Origin of the sequence: Acinetobacter sp. 809848 (assembly GCF_000581275.1) — a bacterium.
GTDB lineage: Bacteria > Pseudomonadota > Gammaproteobacteria > Pseudomonadales > Moraxellaceae > Acinetobacter > Acinetobacter pittii.
On record NZ_JEXG01000033.1, the window covers coordinates 1 to 18,542 of the forward strand.

Here is an 18,542-nt window from a genome sequence, read left to right on the forward strand (position 1 = left end):
GGCATTAGGTAAAGTAGACATTAATGCAATAGGACCATGACAGACCAACGCAGTAGGTTTACCAGCTTTATGGAAAGCTGTAAGTACTTTTCCAAGTTGTTTATCTTTTAAGAGATCTTGCATAGGTGCATGTCCACCTGGAATATAAATAGCATCAAACTGACCTACACCAATTTGTTCAATACGAGATAGGCTCACAACTGGAGAATCTTGAGCAGATGTTAATTTTAGATCATGCAATAAATCTGCATATTGCTTTAATGCTTTTTCATCTTGGTTAAAATACATCGCATTATTCGATGATTCATCTAAGGTTGGAGCTTTCCCTTTTGGTGTAGCGAAAGTTACTGTATGGCCTGCATCTAAAAGCATTTTTGTAGGTTGCATCAACTCATTTAAGTAAAAGCCTGTTTTAAAAATATGACCTTTTTTTAGCTCTAAATGCGCCTCATCAGACAATACAACCAACACATGAGCAGCATTTGCACTGAATGCTGCTGAAACGGCAACTACTGCAAGCATTATTTTATTTAGAGATTTCATCATTCGACCTTCATTCCAACCATTTGCTGGATTTATAACTGGGATGGATATATTCTATTTTTGCCAATCAGGTAGATAAACAACCACTTTTGCAAATCTTTTTTGCGTTTGAGGACTAAATGTCACGTCAATTTGACCATCTTGCCGATATTGAAGTGTTTTTAATTGTGGCGGAGAAGCTTTCTATTAGTGCAGCTGCAATTTATTTAGCAACAACTCCTTCAGTCATTAGTAGAACAATTACGCGGCTAGAGAAAAAACTTGGCATTCAGTTTTTTAGAAGAACAACTCGTCATTTGAGCCTGACTGAAGCTGGTCAACTTTATTATGAAAAGATGCAACATGCATTTCAGTTAATTGACCATGCAGAGCGTGCTATTCAAGGTAAGCAACTGCAAATTTCCGGCAAAATTAAATTAAGTGTACCCACTACCTATGGACACTATCGCCTTCCAGAATTACTACAAAAATTTCTTTTGCAATATCCAGATATTCAAATAGAAGTCAGTATTTCTAATCGAAATGTCGATTTAATTGCGGAAGGATTTGATTTAGCTATTCGTCAAGGTCAGCTTCCTAGTAGCACTCTCATTGCCAGACCTTTGGAGCTTGCCCCTCTTCAACTTGTTGCCTCACCTGAATATTTAAAACGTATGGGTGTTCCTCAAACTTTGGAAGACTTAAACCATCACCAATGTATTGCCTTTGAATTACCTAGCACGGGTAAGGTTACTCCATGGTTTTTTAAAAATGGTGATAATGAAATTCAATGGATACCATCAAATCGGATTTTAGTAAAAGAAGATATTTTGGGAGTAGTTTCTCTTGCTGAAAGTGGATTAGGAATATGTCAGAGTTATAGCTTTATTGTTAATGAAAAGATCCGACAAGGAAAATTGCAGCCCGTACTTGAGGGTTATGCAGGTCACACACGGCCCTTTTCTTTACTGTACGCACAACATAAACATATGTCGTCTGCGACAAGAGCTTTAATAAATTTTCTATGTTCTGATCATGAGTAACCCCTTCAAAACTAAATAAAGCTTAATTTATCTATATGAGTATTAAATATTCTATTTTAATAGAAAACATACAAACCAGACACTAAACTGCAATAATCAAAAGATGGTTCTCCATATTTGGGGAGAAGTGTTTTGTTACATTTGCCGTAACAAAAGATATAGGGTCCTGCAACTAGGGACACGGAGTCAAAAATGAAATTAAATGCTTGGTTATGTAGCGCTGTTCTAGCAACTTCAATGGTTACTGTGGCACATGCTGACAATACAACACATGTAGCAGCCGCTTCTGCTTTAGGTAGCGTAGCAGGTACTGCAATTGGTAAAAGCATGGGCGGTACATCAGGCGCAACAATTGGTGCTGCTTTAGGCGGTGCTGGTGGTGCAGCTGTTGCAAGTGACCGTCGTCACCGTACTGAATCTGCGATTGGCGGTGCTTTAGGTGGTGGTGCTGGTGCTGCGATTGAAGAGAAAAGATAAAAAATTAACAAATAAAAAAATAAGCGCTTTTAGCGCTTATTTTTTATTGAGGAAAAGGTTTCGCTTTTTTACGTCTGATATAAAGCGTTTTTTGAACCTCTGCAATTCTTACCCCAGATTCATCAAAAATGTTTAGATGATATGTTCTTAAAACAGGTTCATAGTTCTCGGCAAGTTCACGAATTTGTTCTATTTCAGCTAAATCAACTCGAATATCTGCATGTACAGTACTTCGGCCAGGGGACAAAAAATTGATTTCGGCAGCTTTGTCCCAAACAATATATTTTGATCCGAGATGATGCATAAGAATCATCATATAAAATGGGTCAACCATTGAATAAAGACTTCCACCAAAATGTGTACCGACTAAATTTTGATTTTTCCAAGTCAGTGGCATTTTTACGCGCACATGGCAAAGTTCTAAATTCATGATTTCAATATAAATCCCTGCGCCACGATAAGGGGGATAGTGATTAAATAGAAATTTTGAAATCGTAGGATTGTTCTGAAGTCTTCTTAAAATAGCCATAATAGTCAATTTTTTTTATTGCAACAGTATTCATACTAGATAAGTATCATCTTTTTTATATTGATGGCAATGCTCTATCCGACTAACGACATGATCGATTGAAAAACAAGATAGGAAATGATTATGCAGCCAAAAGTTCATACAGTAACAACAAGTGATCAACAAACGCTTTGTGCTAAAACATGGGGTGACGAAAAAAATACTCCCTTGGTCTTAGTACATGGCTATCCAGACAATCAAGAAGTATGGGAATCAATCATTGAGCATTTGATTAATGACTTCTATATTGTTACTTACGATGTGCGTGGAGCTGGTTTGTCATCTATACCAAAACGTATACGTGATTACCGTTTAGAGCGTTTATCTCTAGATCTCCAAGAAGTTGTTGATGAGTTATTACCAAATCGTCAATTCCATATGGCTGCACATGATTGGGGTTCGATTCAGTCTTGGGAGTCGGTCACTGAGCCTAAGTTCAAAGGTCGTTTATTATCATACACCACCATTTCTGGACCATGTCTTGATCATGCCGCTTTATTTTTACGTGATAAATTTAAATCTTCACCAGCTCAAATCTTAAAAATATTAACCAAATCTTGGTATATCGGGGCATTCCATCTTCCGTTATTAGCACCCACCGTATGGTCTCTATTTAGTCCTGAAAAATGGGGTAAAGTTCTTACTCAGTTGGAAAGGAAAAGTAATTTACCTTTAAATAATAATATTAATGCTGATGGTAAATATGGCATTAATTTATACCGTGCCAATTTTATTCCTCGCTTAACTGGCCCACGTCAACGTTATGCACAGTGTCCAGTTAAGGCTGTTATTTTAAAATATGATACTTTTGTAAGCCCAGAATACATCACTGAGGCCATGCCAAAGTGGGTTGAAAAATTTGAATATGTAGAGCTTAACGCAAATCACTGGGCCATTCTGAGTGAGCCAGAGAAAATAGCAACTCATATTCGTGAGTTTATTAAAGCTCAAGCGTAACAGCTAAATAACTGCATAAAACTGTTAATTCGGCGATATTTTCGGCTTCATAGATATGAATCTGCTAGAATATCGCCTTTTGTTTTGCTCTGAACTTATTCATGAATGCTGTCGTTATTGCGATTGCAGTGATGTTCTTATTATCACTGGCGCGCGTTTCTGTCGTACTGACTTTAGTGGTTTCTGCCATTGTGGGCGGCCTCGTAGCAGGTTTAAGCCTTTCTCAAACCGTTGAAGCTTTTAACGCTGGTCTTGGTGACGGTGCTGAAGTTGCACTTGCCTATGCAGTGTTAGGGGCATTTGCTCTTGCTCTATCAAAATCTGGTTTACCTGATTTACTTGCTCATAAGCTGATTGGTTTATTGGGAATGGAAGCTGGGAAAAGCCGTCAGACTAAAGTGAAATATCTCCTCTTAGGTATTTTATTAATTTCTGCTATTTTCTCTCAAAACCTTATTCCAGTTCATATTGCCTTTATTCCTGTACTGGTTCCGCCACTATTAAGGGTAATGAACCATTTAAAATTAGACCGCCGCGCCGCAGCCTGTGTACTTACGCTAGGTTTGGTTGGTACTTATATTTTTCTTCCGGTTGGATTTGGTGCAATTTTCCTTGAACAGATTCTGATGGGAAATATCAACAAAATTGGGGCAGCGTACGGCTTACATGTTGATCGGGCAATGATGCCAATTGGCATGGCCATTCCTGTTTTAGGTATGGTATTAGGCACCTTGGTTGCCGTATTTATTAGCTACCGTAAACCAAGAATTTATGCTGATCGTGCGATTACGCCTGTGACCACGATTGATTTAGATAAACCTATTCGTGCAACTACTCAAGTTGAAACAGCCGACTTAAAAGCAGATGCTGAAGAGTTAAAGCATGAAGCAGAGCAAGCACCAGTTATTGCAAAGAAAACGATCTTGATGGCACTACTCGCAATTGGCTTAACGCTCGCTGCGCAGCTATATTCAGGTTCGATGATTTTGGGTGGTTTAGTCGGTTTTGCTGTTCTATCTACTGCCGGAATTTTTAAATGGCAAGATGCAGATGATGTCTTTGTACAAGGCATGCGAATGATGGCTTTAGTGGGCTTCATCATGATTTCTGCTGCCGGTTTCGCCTCAGTAATGACTCATACTGGTGATATTAATCAGTTAGTAAATGGTGTAGTCGAGATTATTGGAGATAACCGCGCGCTTGCAGCATTCTTAATGCTTTGTATTGGCTTATTTGTGACAATTGGTATTGGTTCATCTTTCTCGAGTGTTCCTGTATTAGCTGTTATTTATGTGCCTTTATGTGTGCAGTTTGGTTTCTCACCATTAGCAACGATTGCACTTATTGGTACAGCAGCAGCATTAGGTGATGCTGGATCGCCAGCCTCTGACTCAACCTTAGGGCCAACAGCTGGTTTAGGTGTAGATGGGCAACACGATCATATTTGGGATACAGTCGTACCTACCTTTATTCACTTTAATATTCCGCTATTAATTTTTGGCTGGATCGCTGCAATGGTTTTATAAAGTTTTCATAAAATATTAAAGTGTAAACCTTCTTAATAACGATCTTTAGATTTAAATTAAGAAGGTTTTTTTATTGTCTAAATAAAACATGTATTCAAAATAAATTATATTAAAATACTCGGAATTTAAAAGTATATTAAAATGGTTGGTAATATAAAATAATCTTGATTAATGAGGTTGGGATAAAAACCTATTAAAATAGTTGGATAATATATAATTTTATTTAAAACAGTAGTTTAAAAATAAACTATAAAATAATTTTATAATGAGTATTGCATGGTTTTAAAATAAATGTTTATTATAAATATAAATAAGGTTGGAGATATTAAAGTGTTCAAAAAAGCTTTGGTTATTGCATTAATGGGGATGTCTTCTTTTACTTTTGCTGGTAACTGGCAAGTGAAATTTGGTGGTAGTGTTATTGCTCCATCTGAAGATACAACAACACCTTTAGGCGTGGTAAAAGCAGATCATGAATATGCATTTACACCATCGGTAGAATACTTTTTTGGTCAGTCTCCATTTTCGGCAGAATTATTATTAGCAACACCTATTAATCATGATGTATTGCTAGATGGTAAAAATGCAGCACGTATAAAACAATTACCACCAACAATTACTGCAAAATATCATTTTAAAAACTCTACACGTTTCACACCGTATATTGGTATTGGTGCTACAGCATTTATTCCTTGGGATGAAGAAGGTGCAGCGGTAAAGGTTAAAGAAGATTTTGGTTTGGCAGGTCAAGTTGGTTTTAATTTCCAACCTGCTGATGCTAAAAACTGGGGTGTATTTGTAGATGTACGTTATGCTGATATTAGTCCGGAAGTAACAATTGATCCATCAATTGCTAACTACAAGTTTGATCTAGATATTAATCCTTTTGTTTATACTTTGGGTTATAGCTATAAATTTTAAGCATAATAATAAATAGAAAAATATAATAATAAACCTAGACTCAGGCACCTCACATATATTTTATGTGAGGTTTTTTTATGGATTTTATTTGCACTAAAAAAAGCATAAAACAGACAGTTTTATACATATTTTCTGCAAGTTTTTTTCTAAACTAATTTCTATTCATTACAAGCATGGGAATAAAAACATGAATAACAAATTAGCGATTTGTTTAGCACTTTTGAGTGGTATTGCTTTTACTCAAAATTTACAAGCTGCAAGTTTTTCGTGCGATACTGCAAAAACGAAAACGGAAAAAAGTATTTGTAAAAACCGTTCTTTAAATGATGCAGATGTAAAAATGGCAACGACGTATCAAATCGTTTTGCATGCTTTACCTATGGGTGGGCGAGATAACCAGAAAGATACTCAGCAACAATGGCTGAAAAAAAGAAATGCTTGTGCTGCCAATGTCAGTTGTATTAGCAAAGCTTACCAACAACGTCAAAAGCAGTTAGATACGATATTGCAAGATAGGGTGTTAAGCCACGGCCCATTTTAATTAGAGTAAAAATTTTTGATATTCAGGATTGAAAAATTCTAGAAGTACTCCATTCATAAAGCATTCGAGAACAAACAGCTTCAAAATTTAAGGAGTGATTTATGAGTGAACAAGCATCACAAAATTATAGTTTCCAAGCAGAAGTTGCCCAGCTTTTACATTTAGTGACGCATTCTCTCTATTCTAACCCTGAGATTTTCTTACGTGAGCTTATCTCTAATGCATCAGATGCATGTGATAAGTTACGTTTTGAAGGAATTAATCATCCTGAATATTATGAAAATGATCCAGACTTACATGTACGAATCAGTTTAAATAAAGAAGATAAAACGTTAACGATTTCTGATAATGGTATTGGTTTAAGCCAGCAAGAAGCAATTGATAACTTAGGTACAATTGCTAAGTCAGGTACTAAAGATTTCATGTCAAAATTAACTGGCGATCAAAAAGCAGATGCTCAGTTGATTGGTCAATTTGGTGTGGGTTTTTATTCAGGTTTTATTGTTGCCGACAAGATTACGGTTGAATCACGCCGTGCGGGTCTAGAGGCATCTGAAGGGGTGCGCTGGATTAGTGGTGGTACAGGCGAGTTTGAAGTTCAGCAAATTGATAAAGCCTCACGTGGTACTGACATTATTCTTCACTTACGTGATGATGCGCTTGATTATTTAGAATCTTATAAAGTTAAGCAAATCGTTAATAAATATTCTGACCACATTAGCTTGCCAATTGAAATGCAAAAAGAAGTTTGGCAGGAAGAAGAAGTTGCTGAAGGTGAAGAGCCTAAAGGCGGCCAAATGGTCAAAACTGACGAGTGGGAAGCGATTAACTCGGCAAGTGCTTTATGGACACGTAACAAAAGCGAAGTGACTGAAGAGCAATATATTGAGTTCTATAAAAACTTAACTCATGACTTTGAAGCACCACTCGCTTGGGCACACAACCGTGTTGAAGGTAGTACGGAATATACCCAGTTACTTTATATTCCAAGTAAAGCACCACATGACATTTTTACTCGTGAAGCAAAAGCGGGAATTAAGCTATATGTAAAACGCGTCTTTATTATGGACGATGCGGATAATTTAATTCCAAACTATTTGCGCTTTGTGCAAGGTGTAGTGGACAGCGCTGATTTACCGCTTAATGTTAGCCGTGAGTTGTTGCAAGAAAGCCGTGATGTCAAAACGATTCGTGAAGGTAATGCACGCCGTGTATTAACTGTACTTGATAGTTTGGCTAAATCGGAAGATGAAAAAGACCAAGAAAAATTCAAGACCTTCTATAGTGAGTTTGGTTCAGTACTTAAAGAAGGCTTGGGTGAAGACTTTGGTAACCGTGAACGTATTTTAAAATTATTACGTTATGCGACTTCAACAAATGATGAAGTAACGACTTCTTTTGCTGACTATAAGGCACGTATGAAAGAGGGCCAAAAAGCCATCTATTATGTGACTGCTGACAGTCTAGCAGCAGCGAAAAACTCGCCGCAGCTTGAGTTGTTTAAGAAAAAAGGCATTGAAGTGTTATTAATGGCAGAGCGTGTTGACGAATGGGCAATGAATTTTGTTCAAGAGTTTGACGGTACACCATTAAAGAATGTGTCGAAAGGGGCTGTTGATTTAGGCGATTTGCAAGATGCTGAAGAGAAGAAAGCACTTGAGCAAGCAGCTGAACAGTTTAAGCCTGTTGTTGAGAAACTAAGTGACTCATTAAAGGCTAAAACTAAAGAAGTACGTGTAACTACACGACTAGTTGATTCTCCAGCGTGTTTAGTAACAAGTGAAGGTGAATTGTCTCCACAACTTATTCGTATGCTTAAACAAGCGGGGCAAGCCGTACCTGAAATTAAGCCAATTTTAGAAATTAACCCTGAGCATCCTTTAGTGAAAAAACTTGAAGGCTCAGAGCAATTTGATGACTTGGCAAATGTGATTTTCGATCAGGCTGTGATTGCTGAAGGTGGTTTACCTGAAGACCCAGCAGCTTACGTGAAACGCATTAATAGCTTATTGTTGAAATAATTTTTTGATATAAAAAAAAGCCTCTGAACTGTCAGGGGCTTTTTTGTGGATAAAGAAAGAGTTATCCACAACCTGATGATTTTTGTTTAAAAATTAGCTTCAAGATTCATTTGCACACTGAGTTGGTGTTTCGGATCATCATCAATATGGTTAAAAAAATTAAGATCATTTTGGATAAAAATCCAATCTCTCCATATCGGTTGACGCCATGAAATATAAGGCCCCCAGCTATTTAGTCGAATATCATTTTTAGTATATACGCCACCGCTATAAATACCGTAAGTCAGGCTATTATCTTTCACAAACTCAAATTGTTGAAAAGTCCAATTGCCCCAGTTGTAATCTTCATTTTCGCTCTTGTTCACATTAAATTTATTAGAAAATAATGTGTTATCTTGCATTTTCTGCGTTAAGTTTAGGGTAGTTTCAGAATAATTTCGGCTGGTAGAGCCGTAACGAAAGATCTGTTCTGTATCAATTCTAATGTTATGTCTCAAATTCCATTTCTTCTTTGCTAAAAATTGTACGTAGATATCACTATCTGAATTTGAGCCTAAATCGAGGTCATTTTCAAAAGGCATCCATGTTGAAATGGTGGCCCAGCTCGCACTCAGTGGATTTGTGACTGAAACCTGAGTTGATGAATTCTTCTTCTTTCTTTTACCCAAAGCTTTATACGTTTGTTCAGGTTGAGTCGCACGTTTCCATAACGTATCATTTCCAAATACAGCCATAAGCTCTTGAATTAAACCAGCATCAGATAAAGTATTGTTTGCTTCTACTTCACAAGGTGAGCGTGAAAGTGATTGTCTTTTTACTTTAGCGAAACTCGTAGAAGAATAGGGATAACGCCGTGACCGTTGGTGTTTTAAAGAGTTATAAAAAAAATGAGTATGTGGAAGTAAAGCTAATACACCTAAACTATAAATACAAATGAAGACTGTCGATTTATTTTGAAATGGAGAAGAAAATTGATTCATTTTTAAAGATAAGGAATCAAAAACAAAAATTAGAACAGTACTTTAGAAGGCTAAGCTTAAAATTTTATTTAAAAGTATTTTGTTATTTATCACCTTGGATGAGGTCCAAGGTGATGTTTGCTAGCTTAGAAAAGTGCTTCTAAACGTAAGAAGGTGCTGACAAAATGATTACGGTCTTCGCGGTGGTCATTAAAGTAATTTACATCGCCTTGTACAAAGAACCATTCACGTAAAACGGGTTGGCGCCATGAAACAAAGGGTCCCCAACTGTTTAAACGTAAGTCATTGTCGTTGTAATAACCGCTAGTATAAATACCATAGTTAAAACGGTTGTTTGCAAAGAAACTGTGCTCGCGGAATGTTCGGTTTTCCCAAGCTAGATCGTCATCTTGATCATCGGCATAGGTTAGGCTGAACTGATTGGATAAAATCGGTTGATTCGGTCTAGCATGGGTAAGTTCAAGATTAGTACGTAAGTAGTTTTCGCTGTCTATGCCGTAACGATAAATTTGTTCAGCATAAAACTTAAAATCATTACGAAGTTGCCAATCTCTCGATGCTTTTAAACGAACATAAATATCGTCCCCAGAACGAATACCTAAGTCGGCATCGGTTTCGAAAGGCAGTTTTTTAGAAAAATTTGACCAACGTAAGGCAATTGAGCTGTTGTCATCTCGAGTTCGTTTGCCATCTAACTTCTTATTGGAGTCTTGATTTGGGTTTTGGTTAATATTAGCTGGACTGTTATTAAATTCATCATCTAAAGAATCATCACCAAATACCACGCTTAAACGTTTTTCTAGCGTAGGGAGCTTAATTTTACCGCGAATTCTGGGCTTAATTTCAAAGTTGTCGTATTCATTCCAATAGTTATCAACCATTACCCGAATAGTTGCACTAGCTGGTTTTTGTGGATCAACTTCACCAAACCAATTATCAATTTTTTCAGAAGTACGATCGGCCCAATTACGAATTTTCTTTTGCTTACGATCAACCCAGGTTTGATCTTCGGTTTGTTCGGTAGGCGGAACAATAGGCTCATTAGACTGCTCTGGAAAAATGGTTGGGGTTGCGTCTACCCAACGCGGAATTTGATCTAAGAGATTTTCGTCTGTGGTGACTTCAGTTTGTACTCCAGATGATGTACTTCCTATTTGTTGGTTTGTAGAAGAAGAGGCGGTCTCTGCATGAGCGATGCATACTGAACCAAATCCAATCGTTAAAAGTGCAAAAAGCTGCCAGTACGGCATTACATGAAATGTTTTCATATCTATCTTTATGTTTTGTTGTTGTTTCCACTTTTGTTGATTTTTCTAATAAAATCAAGAGGGAGACACAAAAGTTAAGTAAATTTAACTTTTTTTACATATTTGAAATAAATGAAAAAGTTTAAGCTATTAGCGATTATTTTTAGCCAAAAAAAATCCCCCAGTGAAGGGGGATGATAGATCAAGGAAACTTCAAATTCCGATCATTAAACACATAAAAAACAGAACATTACAGCGCGAATATTCTAAGCGGCAATAATAAACTGATTTTTAGCAATTAGATAGTTCTTTTTTTAGAACGCTCTATTGCTAAAATGATGATAAAACATACGATTTGATCACATTTTAATTGTGTTCATTTATTTCTTTGGAATATCGCAAGTTTCATCGGTACAAGCAGCTGCATCATCTTGCTCGACTTCTTCACTATCTGCTTTGATTTGTGCTTTTTCCAAAACTTGTAAAAAGACTTCACGTGGTTGAGCGCCAGCAAGAGCGATTCTTTGGTCAAATACAAAAAATGGCACGCCAGTTACATTAAGCTGCTCACGTGCAATTTTTTCATCATGACGGACAAAGTCAGATAGTTCGTTGGTATCTAGTACGTATTCAACTTCAGCATTGTCTAAACCAATACGAGATGCAATTTCTTCTACAACTTCACGTTCGCCAATTGCGAGACCTTCGGTCATATAAGCATGGAAAAAAGCTTCTTTAGCTTCATTACCTAAACCTTTGCTTTGCGCAAGGTGAATAATACGGTGTGCATTAAAACTATTGCCTGAGTTGGCTTTTTGCCATTGAAAATCAATACCTTCAGAAGCAGCCATGGCCGCAATATTGCGCTCCATTTCTTCCATCTCTTCATAGGTACGGCCATATTTTTTAGCTAGACGTTCAGTATTTGAAGTGTCATGTTTAGCTGGCGCATCAGGATCTAATTCAAAACTATGCCAGTGAATTTCAAGATCAATACCTGCTTCAGCAGCTACATGCTCAAGGCGTTTTTTACCAATATAACAAAAAGGGCAAACTACATCAGACCAGACATCAACACGCATGGGAGAATCTCATAAATTTTAATTACCCATCATAATAGGGATGATGGATAAGGATTTAAAGCTTTGGGTAGCGAATACAGTGTTGCGTATTGTGAAATAAATGGCATATAAAGAAGAATAAGCTCTATTTTATAACTATAAAGAGCAAAACTATAAGAAGGGAAATAGGAGGTGTGTATGCGCCGAGTTTTGATTGCGATTGCAAGTCTGATTGTTATCACAAGCATTATTTTTTTCACCTATCAACATATCAAACAGCAGCAGGCCAAAGACAGTAGTCAAATGTTTGATGTGGTCATGACTGAAAAAATGAACCAGCTTTATGACCAAGCACAAGACTGGTCTAAGCCCGTCCAGCTCGATATTCATGATAAGCGTTTGGCAGGACACTATAAGCAAATTTCAGAATTCCTTTTAAGTTATTGGATTCAAAATATAAATGCACGAAACGCATACTTGAGAGAACTTAAAGCAGCAAAATGGGATACTTTTTTAAATGTGGATCGTTTAGATCTTGATAAAAAGCAAAAATTTGTAGAAACCGAAAAAATGCTAGCTGATGTTCGTAAAGCTTCAGATCAGTACCAGACTGAATATGAAAAGATTCATAAAACTTTCTTAGCAAAGGTTCAGGAATTATCGGTTGATGCAGAGATGAGACAACTCCTTGAAATGAAATTGGGAACACAGCAAAAAGCCGATCAAGATCATGCAATTTTTATGATTGAACTAGAAATTTTAGATAAAGCTGAACAAATGTTTAAGCTTCTAAAAAATTATGAATGGCAAAAAAAAGATCAGATGATTCTTTTTCATGAAAATGCTCAGGTCAAACAGTTTAATGGGCTTTATCAAGATGTTCTAAAACTAAATGCAAAAATTGAAAAAATTAAGAAAAAGAATGTGGCCGCTCTCGAAGGAGATTTAAAAGAATAAGCAAAGCATGAGCATCAAAAATTATGGTTTGGTGCTTTCGACTTTTCCTTTGGTTAAAAAAGATTGTAATAAACTTTGAGAAGATTGTAGTTTGATTAACTGCTCAGACACATGCATGAGCTCAGTTTGCAGCTTTTCTTGAACTACTGAACATAGAGTAAATACGCGTTCATCTAAATCAAAACAAGGCAGCAAGACCTGAATATCTTTTAAGTTCATGCCTGCATCATTCAATATTTTAATTTTCTTAATATTTTCAATATCTTTTTGCGTATAACTTCGATAGTTATTACTTGCTCGATGAGGCTGTATAAGCCCTAAACTCTCATAATAACGCAGCATACGAGGGCTTACCTTTGTGAGTTCGGCAACTTTGGCAAGGTTCATAAAATAGGGTTGACCTTAACAGTGGTGTCATAGTTTAGCATGTTTATATCTTTCAAAATGGTAATTGTTCCATGATTAGAAAACTCATTTTATTGGTGTTATTCGGCTTCATGTCATTTGTTGCAAATGCCAAAACAATTGAACTTCAGGAGAAGAGCATGCGTCAAATATTTGTACTTCATGGTTATTCAGCTTCTATAGATGATCACTGGTTTTTAGACCTAAAACATCAAATAGAAGATGAGCATACAACCGTTACCTTAATTCCATTTCCAGATTCTGAGAATCCTGATGTAAATGCATGGCAAAAGGTTTTAGATCAACAGGTCCCTAAGGTGGATGAAAATACCTATTTTGTTGCGCACAGTTTAGGGGTGATTACGTTACTGCACTTTTTACAAAGACATGATTACCAAAAGATTGGAGGAATGATTTTAGTATCTGGATTTTCTGGACCAATCTCAGACTTTTCTCCACTCGATGCTTATATAACAAAAAGTAAAGTCAACACGGATTACTTTAAGGACATAAAGAAAAAGCTGGTGTATTTGTCTGATAATGATGATTTGGTTCCGCCCAAACTGACGATTGAATTGGCGAAAGAAATTGATGCACCGTACATTACCGTTCCTAATGGTGGACATTTTTTAGGTCGTGAAGGGTATACGTCGTTTCCACAAGTCGTGAATTCTCTAAAAGAGATGCTAGACAGTAAATAAAACTTATAAGATGAATAGCACACTATAAACTAGACACTTTTGCCTAATTTATAGTGTGCTTTATATAGCTTGCAGGTTTTAATAAATAGAAGAACCCTACTATTACATTAAAAATTTTAATTATATTTACCGTTTATCTGAGCCTTACTGAATCAAATTCGACTTTGTTGTAGCCTATTTATAGATACTTTTAATTTAATCATCATCTTTTAGTTGAAATAGGGTGAGTGATTTTTGGAGCAAGTTATGAACTTTCTAAAACAATCAGCCTTCATTGCTGCATTTGCTTTTATGGGTTTACCGACTGTTCAAGCAGAGGAAGTAGCGACTTTACCAACAATTCGCGTTATGGCTGAATCTGAGTTACGTGAAGAGGTGGGTTTTGTACCTTTCCAAGAAGATAAAAAAGTACGTCAGGCTCTGCAACATCATGAGTATAAAACGCATTATGATATACAAAATGCTTTAGTCCCTGAAGGCATGACTACAGTAGATTATCAGCCAGTCATGGCACAACCTGATTTGTCTCAACTTTCTCCATTCTTACAAGAATATATCTTAGCGGTAGCGGGTGGGATACAGTCTTCTGATCCAACCAACGGTATTTTTGAAATGTTAAGACCTTTGAACATTAACCGAAGTAATGTCGATGCTTATCGTGAAGGTACGATGAAAGTTAACCTTAGTGACCTCATAAAATTACAACAGCAAATTCAAGATGGTTTAAAAGGACGTTAAAATAAAAATCCCCGCATTGAGCGGGGATTTTTTTATCTTGGTGTTAATTAAACACGTTCGATTACTGTTGCAATACCTTGACCAAGGCCGATACACATGGTCGCAAGACCGATTTGAGTATCTTGTTGTTCCATTACGTTTAACAACGTAGTGGTGATACGCGCACCAGAACAGCCTAGTGGGTGACCCAAAGCAATCGCACCACCATTTAAGTTAATGATGTCTTGCTTGTCATAAATACCTAAGCCTTTCATTACTGATAAGCCTTGAGCAGCAAATGCTTCGTTTAACTCGATAGTTTGAATATCAGCCATCGTTAAACCAGCACGTTTAAGCGCTTTTTGAGTTGCTGGAACTGGACCGTAACCCATGATTGCTGCGTCACAACCTGCAACCGCCATAGAGCGAATTACAGCGCGTGGTTTTAAACCTAACGCTTGTGCGCGTTCAGCAGACATAAGTAACATTGCAGAAGCACCATCAGATAAAGCTGAAGATGTAGCCGCAGTTACAGTACCGCCTTTCGGGTCAAATACAGGACGTAATGCTTTGAACGCTTCAAGGTTTGCATCTGGACGAATTACTTCGTCGATGTCGCAAAGGATTTTAAAGCCATTTGCATCGTGGCCTTCAACACCAACGATTTCGTTTTTGAAACGACCTTCTTGAGTTGCAGCCCAAGCACGGCGGTGAGATTCAACACCAAAAGCGTCTTGCTCTTCACGGCTAATGCCATTCATGCGACCTAACATTTCAGCAGTTAAGCCCATCATGTTAGATGCTTTTGCATAGTGTTTAGATGCTTCTGGGTTTAAGTCGATGCCGTGCATCATACCTACGTGGCCCATGTGTTCTACACCACCAATAATGAAAATATCACCTTGGTTTGTTGCGATCTGTGCAGCAGCAGTATGAAGCGCTTGCATAGAAGAACCGCAAAGACGGTTTACCGTTTGACCAGCAACAGTTTTTGGTAAGTCAGCCAATAAGCCAATGTTACGGCCAATATTCATACCTTGTTCTAGAGTCTGGTTTACACAGCCCCAGATCAGGTCTTCAACTTCGTTTACATCAAACTGGTTACGAGCAACGAGTGCACGAACCAATTCAGCAGATAAGCTGTCAGCACGTACATTACGGAACATACCGTTTTTGGTTTTACCCATTGCAGAACGTACGCCATCAACGATGACAACGTCACGTGGATTTAAAGTAGCCATTCACGTTGCTCCTTAACCGTAGAATTTTTTGTTGTTAGCAGCCATGTCGCGCAACATTTGTGGCGCTTCATAAGCCTTACCTAAGTGTGCATATTTGTCGCAAAGTGCAACGTATTCAGCAACACCAGTCTGGTCGATATAACGACATGGACCACCACGGAATGGAGGGAAACCTACACCCATAATCATTGCCATGTCTGCTTCAGCAGCAGTTGCAACGATGTTGTCTTCTAAGCAACGAACTGTTTCGTTACAGAAAGCAAGCATCATACGGTCAATGATTTCTTGGTTATCAAACTCGCGTTTTTCACCAGTGACGAAAGGAGCAATGATTTCATACGCTGTTGGATCAACAGTTTTTGCTTTCTTGCCTTTCTTATCGAGTTCGTATTTGTAGAAACCAACGTCATTCTTTTGACCAAGACGTTTAGCTTCGTACATTGCTTGGATTGAACCTTTGTAGTCTGGCTTCATACGGTCTGGGAAACCTTCAGCCATGACTTCTGCACCATGTACACCCGTGTCGATACCTACAACGTCGATAAGGTAAGCAGGACCCATTGGCCAGCCAAACTTAGACATTACATTGTCAACTTGCTGGAAGTCTGCGCCGTCTTTTACAAGAAGGTCAAACGCACCAAAGTAAGGGAACAATACACGGTTAACCAAGAACCCTGGGCAGTCGTTTACAACGATCGGTGTTTTACCCATTTTTTGAGCAAGAACAACAGTAGTTGCAATCGCTTCTTCAGAAGTCTTTTCACCACGAATAACTTCTACAAGCGGCATCATATGAACTGGGTTGAAGAAGTGCATACCAACGAAGTTTTCAGGACGTTGTAATGCTTTTGCTAAACGCGTGATTGAAATCGTAGAAGTATTAGAAGCAATAATCGTATTTGCATGAACATTCTTCTCAGTATCCGCAAGTACCATTTCTTTTACTTTTGGATTTTCTGTAACTGCTTCGATCACGATGTCAACTTCTTTAAACTCATCGTAGCTTAAAGTAGGACGGATACGTGCAAGCGTTTCACCCATTTGCGCAGGTTTCATTTTCTTACGTTCAACTTGTTTAGTTAACAAGCTGTTCGCTTCTTTCATACCTAAAGCAAGTTGTGGATTACCAATATCTTTCATGATAATTGGTGTACCTTTGCTTGCCGCTTGGTAAGCAATACCTCCACCCATGATACCAGCGCCAAGTACCGCCGCTTGATTTACAGGGTGTGCACCTTTTTCATATTTTTTAGCAGTTTTCTTAACAACTTGGTCATTGAGGAATAAACCAATCAATGCACCAGCTTGTGGCGTAATCGCAGCTTTTGCAAAGCCTTCAGCTTCAGCTTTTAATGCTTCGTCACGCGCAAGACTTGCACCCGCTTGTAATGAATCAAGTAATAATTTTGGAGCAGGGTATTGAGCAGGGTTTGCTTTAGCAAGCACTGCACCTTTCGCAGTATTGAACGCCATCATTTGTTCAAGTGGGTTCAATTTTACAGCTTCAAGCTTTTCTTGACGTTTTGCTTTCCAGTTTAAACGACCAGAAATTGCTTGCTTAACTAAGTCAGTTGCAGCTTCAAGTAATTTATCAGCAGCTACAACCGCATCTACCGCACCATCTTTTAGGGCAGCAGCTGGTTTTTTAGGAGCAGCCATCGCCATCCATTCAACCGCGTTGTCGATACCAATCAGACGGCTTAAACGTACGCTACCGCCGAAACCTGGGTAAATACCAAGTTTAATTTCCGGTAAGCCCACTTGTGCAGCTTCTGACATCACACGATAGTCACAAACCAAACACATTTCAAAACCGCCACCTAACGCCATACCGTTAATAGCAACAACTTTTGGAATTTCTAAATCTTCAAAGCTATTGAAGATTTCGTGAACAGGCATAAGCCAGTCAACAATTGCTTTTTCGCCTTGTGCGAAGTTTTCACCAAATTCGGTAATGTCTGCCCCAACAATAAATGTCGATTTGCCCGAGGTAACAACTAAGCCTTTAATATCATTATTTGCTTTTACCGCAGCAATAGCAGCTTGGAAATCTTCAATTGTTGCACGGTTAAATTTATTGACCGACTCACCTTGTAAGTCAAAGCGGAATTCTGCAATTCCGTCCGAAAGCATTTGGACGGTAATGGCATTGCCAGCGTGGATCATGCCTGATCTCCTTAGTTTTGGAGGACTTCTAAGTTGATGTTATGAAGCGTGTGCACATCTTAGGTACACATTTATGCTTCGCTAATCTTACGATAACTATATCTAAAAAAAACCTGACAAGTTGTATCAAGCCGTGACGCAAGGGTCATCTTATTTATTATTCAATTCATCTATATGAAATGCATAAAAGAAATCATAAAGATAGCTAATAACGAAAGACATTTGTTTTAATTTAACTTTTTCTTGATAAAGCATAGGAATTATCAATTTTTTATATAAAAACGAATAAGTTTTAAAAGTTAATTTTTTGTCAAAAATGTCAATTGTTAGTGGGATCATCTGTAAATAACAGTAATAATAGTAATAAATTTTAACTTCCTTAAATTTATGGAAAAATACACTATATTTAAAATTTTTATTACACCAGCGCTGTCTATTATTTGACTTAATTTTTTTACATTCGCTTTTTCTAAGTCAATTTTGTTAAAATT

Annotated in this window: 18 protein-coding genes and 1 pseudogene; 10 read left to right on the forward strand and 9 right to left on the reverse strand. The window is 37.5% G+C overall.

Translation table 11 applies throughout. The features are described from left to right. The coding region (locus J536_RS19300) for a type 1 glutamine amidotransferase domain-containing protein (protein ID WP_212750233.1) at window positions 1-543 on the reverse strand (543 nt) is incomplete at its 3' end. Window positions 544-662: 119 nt separating this feature from the next. Between J536_RS19300 and J536_RS19305 the strand changes: the two genes are divergently transcribed. Beyond that, entirely contained in the window at window positions 663-1,565 is a 903-nt protein-coding gene (locus tag J536_RS19305; RefSeq protein ID WP_002119752.1) for a LysR family transcriptional regulator, read from the forward strand. Window positions 1,566-1,757: 192 nt separating this feature from the next. Beyond that, a pseudogene (locus tag J536_RS19310) lies at window positions 1,758-2,027 on the forward strand (hypothetical protein); the annotation flags it as partial. 58 nt (window positions 2,028-2,085) lie between these two features. Here J536_RS19310 and J536_RS19315 read toward each other — a convergent pair. Beyond that, window positions 2,086-2,571 carry a DUF4442 domain-containing protein gene (locus tag J536_RS19315; protein WP_005079397.1) on the reverse strand — a complete coding sequence of 162 codons (486 nt, stop codon included), beginning with the start codon at window positions 2,569-2,571 and terminating at the stop codon, window positions 2,086-2,088. 117 nt (window positions 2,572-2,688) lie between these two features. Here J536_RS19315 and J536_RS19320 point away from each other — a divergent pair, with 117 nt between their 5' ends. The 5 genes from J536_RS19320 to htpG all read left to right on the forward strand — a co-directional run bounded on the left by J536_RS19320 (window position 2,689) and on the right by htpG (window position 8,576). Further along, window positions 2,689-3,567, forward strand: a complete 879-nt coding sequence (locus J536_RS19320) for an alpha/beta fold hydrolase (RefSeq protein ID WP_080591616.1) — start codon at window positions 2,689-2,691, stop codon at window positions 3,565-3,567. Window positions 3,568-3,668: 101 nt separating this feature from the next. Beyond that, a complete protein-coding gene (locus J536_RS19325) occupies window positions 3,669-5,093 on the forward strand; it encodes a Na+/H+ antiporter family protein (protein ID WP_002114813.1) in 1,425 nt (474 codons plus the stop codon). A gap of 330 nt (window positions 5,094-5,423) precedes the next feature. Continuing rightward, on the forward strand, window positions 5,424-6,014 hold the full coding sequence (locus J536_RS19330) for an OmpW/AlkL family protein (protein WP_005065804.1): 591 nt from the start codon (window positions 5,424-5,426) through the stop codon (window positions 6,012-6,014). A gap of 187 nt (window positions 6,015-6,201) precedes the next feature. Further along, a complete protein-coding gene (locus tag J536_RS19335) occupies window positions 6,202-6,555 on the forward strand; it encodes a lysozyme inhibitor LprI family protein (RefSeq protein WP_005065806.1) in 354 nt (117 codons plus the stop codon). Window positions 6,556-6,656: 101 nt separating this feature from the next. Next, a complete protein-coding gene (gene htpG / locus J536_RS19340; protein ID WP_005065808.1) occupies window positions 6,657-8,576 on the forward strand; it encodes a molecular chaperone HtpG in 1,920 nt (639 codons plus the stop codon). A gap of 86 nt (window positions 8,577-8,662) precedes the next feature. On the opposite strand, the gene J536_RS19345 is transcribed toward htpG, so the two are convergent. The 3 genes from J536_RS19345 to J536_RS19355 form a co-directional block, all read right to left on the reverse strand. Continuing rightward, complete coding sequence (locus J536_RS19345) at window positions 8,663-9,556, reverse strand: hypothetical protein (RefSeq protein WP_005065811.1); 894 nt, start codon at window positions 9,554-9,556, stop codon at window positions 8,663-8,665. A 125-nt stretch (window positions 9,557-9,681) separates the two neighbouring features. Then, window positions 9,682-10,824 carry a hypothetical protein gene (locus J536_RS19350; protein ID WP_005065814.1) on the reverse strand — a complete coding sequence of 381 codons (1,143 nt, stop codon included), beginning with the start codon at window positions 10,822-10,824 and terminating at the stop codon, window positions 9,682-9,684. A gap of 359 nt (window positions 10,825-11,183) precedes the next feature. Then, window positions 11,184-11,885: a DsbA family oxidoreductase gene (locus tag J536_RS19355; RefSeq protein ID WP_002114847.1), complete on the reverse strand. Its 702-nt coding sequence runs from the start codon at window positions 11,883-11,885 to the stop codon at window positions 11,184-11,186. A 177-nt stretch (window positions 11,886-12,062) separates the two neighbouring features. Here J536_RS19355 and J536_RS19360 point away from each other — a divergent pair, with 177 nt between their 5' ends. Next, the gene (locus J536_RS19360; RefSeq protein WP_032063680.1) at window positions 12,063-12,821 is read left to right on the forward strand and encodes a hypothetical protein; all 759 of its coding nucleotides are present in this window, start codon (window positions 12,063-12,065) and stop codon (window positions 12,819-12,821) included. A gap of 21 nt (window positions 12,822-12,842) precedes the next feature. Here the strand turns inward: J536_RS19360 and J536_RS19365 are convergent, their stop codons facing one another. Next, on the reverse strand, window positions 12,843-13,208 hold the full coding sequence (locus J536_RS19365) for a MerR family transcriptional regulator (protein ID WP_032063681.1): 366 nt from the start codon (window positions 13,206-13,208) through the stop codon (window positions 12,843-12,845). 71 nt (window positions 13,209-13,279) lie between these two features. Between J536_RS19365 and J536_RS19370 the strand changes: the two genes are divergently transcribed. Both J536_RS19370 and J536_RS19375 read left to right on the forward strand, forming a co-directional pair. Continuing rightward, window positions 13,280-13,927: an RBBP9/YdeN family alpha/beta hydrolase gene (locus J536_RS19370; protein WP_068541383.1), complete on the forward strand. Its 648-nt coding sequence runs from the start codon at window positions 13,280-13,282 to the stop codon at window positions 13,925-13,927. Between the two features lie 246 nt (window positions 13,928-14,173). Continuing rightward, window positions 14,174-14,665, forward strand: coding sequence for a hypothetical protein (locus tag J536_RS19375; protein ID WP_005065822.1), 492 nt, complete (start codon window positions 14,174-14,176; stop codon window positions 14,663-14,665). 47 nt (window positions 14,666-14,712) lie between these two features. Here the strand turns inward: J536_RS19375 and fadA are convergent, their stop codons facing one another. The 3 genes from fadA to J536_RS25435 all read right to left on the reverse strand — a co-directional run bounded on the left by fadA (window position 14,713) and on the right by J536_RS25435 (window position 18,318). Further along, window positions 14,713-15,885, reverse strand: coding sequence for an acetyl-CoA C-acyltransferase FadA (gene fadA / locus J536_RS19380; RefSeq protein WP_005065826.1), 1,173 nt, complete (start codon window positions 15,883-15,885; stop codon window positions 14,713-14,715). A gap of 12 nt (window positions 15,886-15,897) precedes the next feature. Further along, window positions 15,898-18,051, reverse strand: coding sequence for a fatty acid oxidation complex subunit alpha FadB (gene fadB / locus J536_RS19385; RefSeq protein ID WP_032063684.1), 2,154 nt, complete (start codon window positions 18,049-18,051; stop codon window positions 15,898-15,900). 150 nt (window positions 18,052-18,201) lie between these two features. Continuing rightward, window positions 18,202-18,318, reverse strand: a complete 117-nt coding sequence (locus J536_RS25435) for a hypothetical protein (RefSeq protein ID WP_078210141.1) — start codon at window positions 18,316-18,318, stop codon at window positions 18,202-18,204. Window positions 18,319-18,542: the final 224 nt, after the last annotated feature.

Excerpts from the sequence above, each read along its gene's own strand:
- fadA (WP_005065826.1), bottom strand. The coding sequence starts at position 15,885 with ATGGCTACTTTAAATCCACGTGACGTTGTCATCGTTGATGGCGTACGT.
- J536_RS19360 (WP_032063680.1), top strand. The coding sequence starts at position 12,063 with ATGCGCCGAGTTTTGATTGCGATTGCAAGTCTGATTGTTATCACAAGC.
- htpG (WP_005065808.1), top strand. The coding sequence starts at position 6,657 with ATGAGTGAACAAGCATCACAAAATTATAGTTTCCAAGCAGAAGTTGCC.
- J536_RS19325 (WP_002114813.1), top strand. The coding sequence starts at position 3,669 with ATGAATGCTGTCGTTATTGCGATTGCAGTGATGTTCTTATTATCACTG.
- J536_RS19350 (WP_005065814.1), bottom strand. The coding sequence starts at position 10,824 with ATGAAAACATTTCATGTAATGCCGTACTGGCAGCTTTTTGCACTTTTA.
- J536_RS19355 (WP_002114847.1), bottom strand. The coding sequence starts at position 11,885 with ATGCGTGTTGATGTCTGGTCTGATGTAGTTTGCCCTTTTTGTTATATT.
- J536_RS19320 (WP_080591616.1), top strand. The coding sequence starts at position 2,689 with ATGATTATGCAGCCAAAAGTTCATACAGTAACAACAAGTGATCAACAA.
- J536_RS19370 (WP_068541383.1), top strand. The coding sequence starts at position 13,280 with ATGATTAGAAAACTCATTTTATTGGTGTTATTCGGCTTCATGTCATTT.
- J536_RS19365 (WP_032063681.1), bottom strand. The coding sequence starts at position 13,208 with ATGAACCTTGCCAAAGTTGCCGAACTCACAAAGGTAAGCCCTCGTATG.
- J536_RS19375 (WP_005065822.1), top strand. The coding sequence starts at position 14,174 with ATGAACTTTCTAAAACAATCAGCCTTCATTGCTGCATTTGCTTTTATG.
- J536_RS19335 (WP_005065806.1), top strand. The coding sequence starts at position 6,202 with ATGAATAACAAATTAGCGATTTGTTTAGCACTTTTGAGTGGTATTGCT.
- J536_RS19315 (WP_005079397.1), bottom strand. The coding sequence starts at position 2,571 with ATGGCTATTTTAAGAAGACTTCAGAACAATCCTACGATTTCAAAATTT.
- J536_RS19305 (WP_002119752.1), top strand. The coding sequence starts at position 663 with ATGTCACGTCAATTTGACCATCTTGCCGATATTGAAGTGTTTTTAATT.
- J536_RS19345 (WP_005065811.1), bottom strand. The coding sequence starts at position 9,556 with ATGAATCAATTTTCTTCTCCATTTCAAAATAAATCGACAGTCTTCATT.
- fadB (WP_032063684.1), bottom strand. The coding sequence starts at position 18,051 with ATGATCCACGCTGGCAATGCCATTACCGTCCAAATGCTTTCGGACGGA.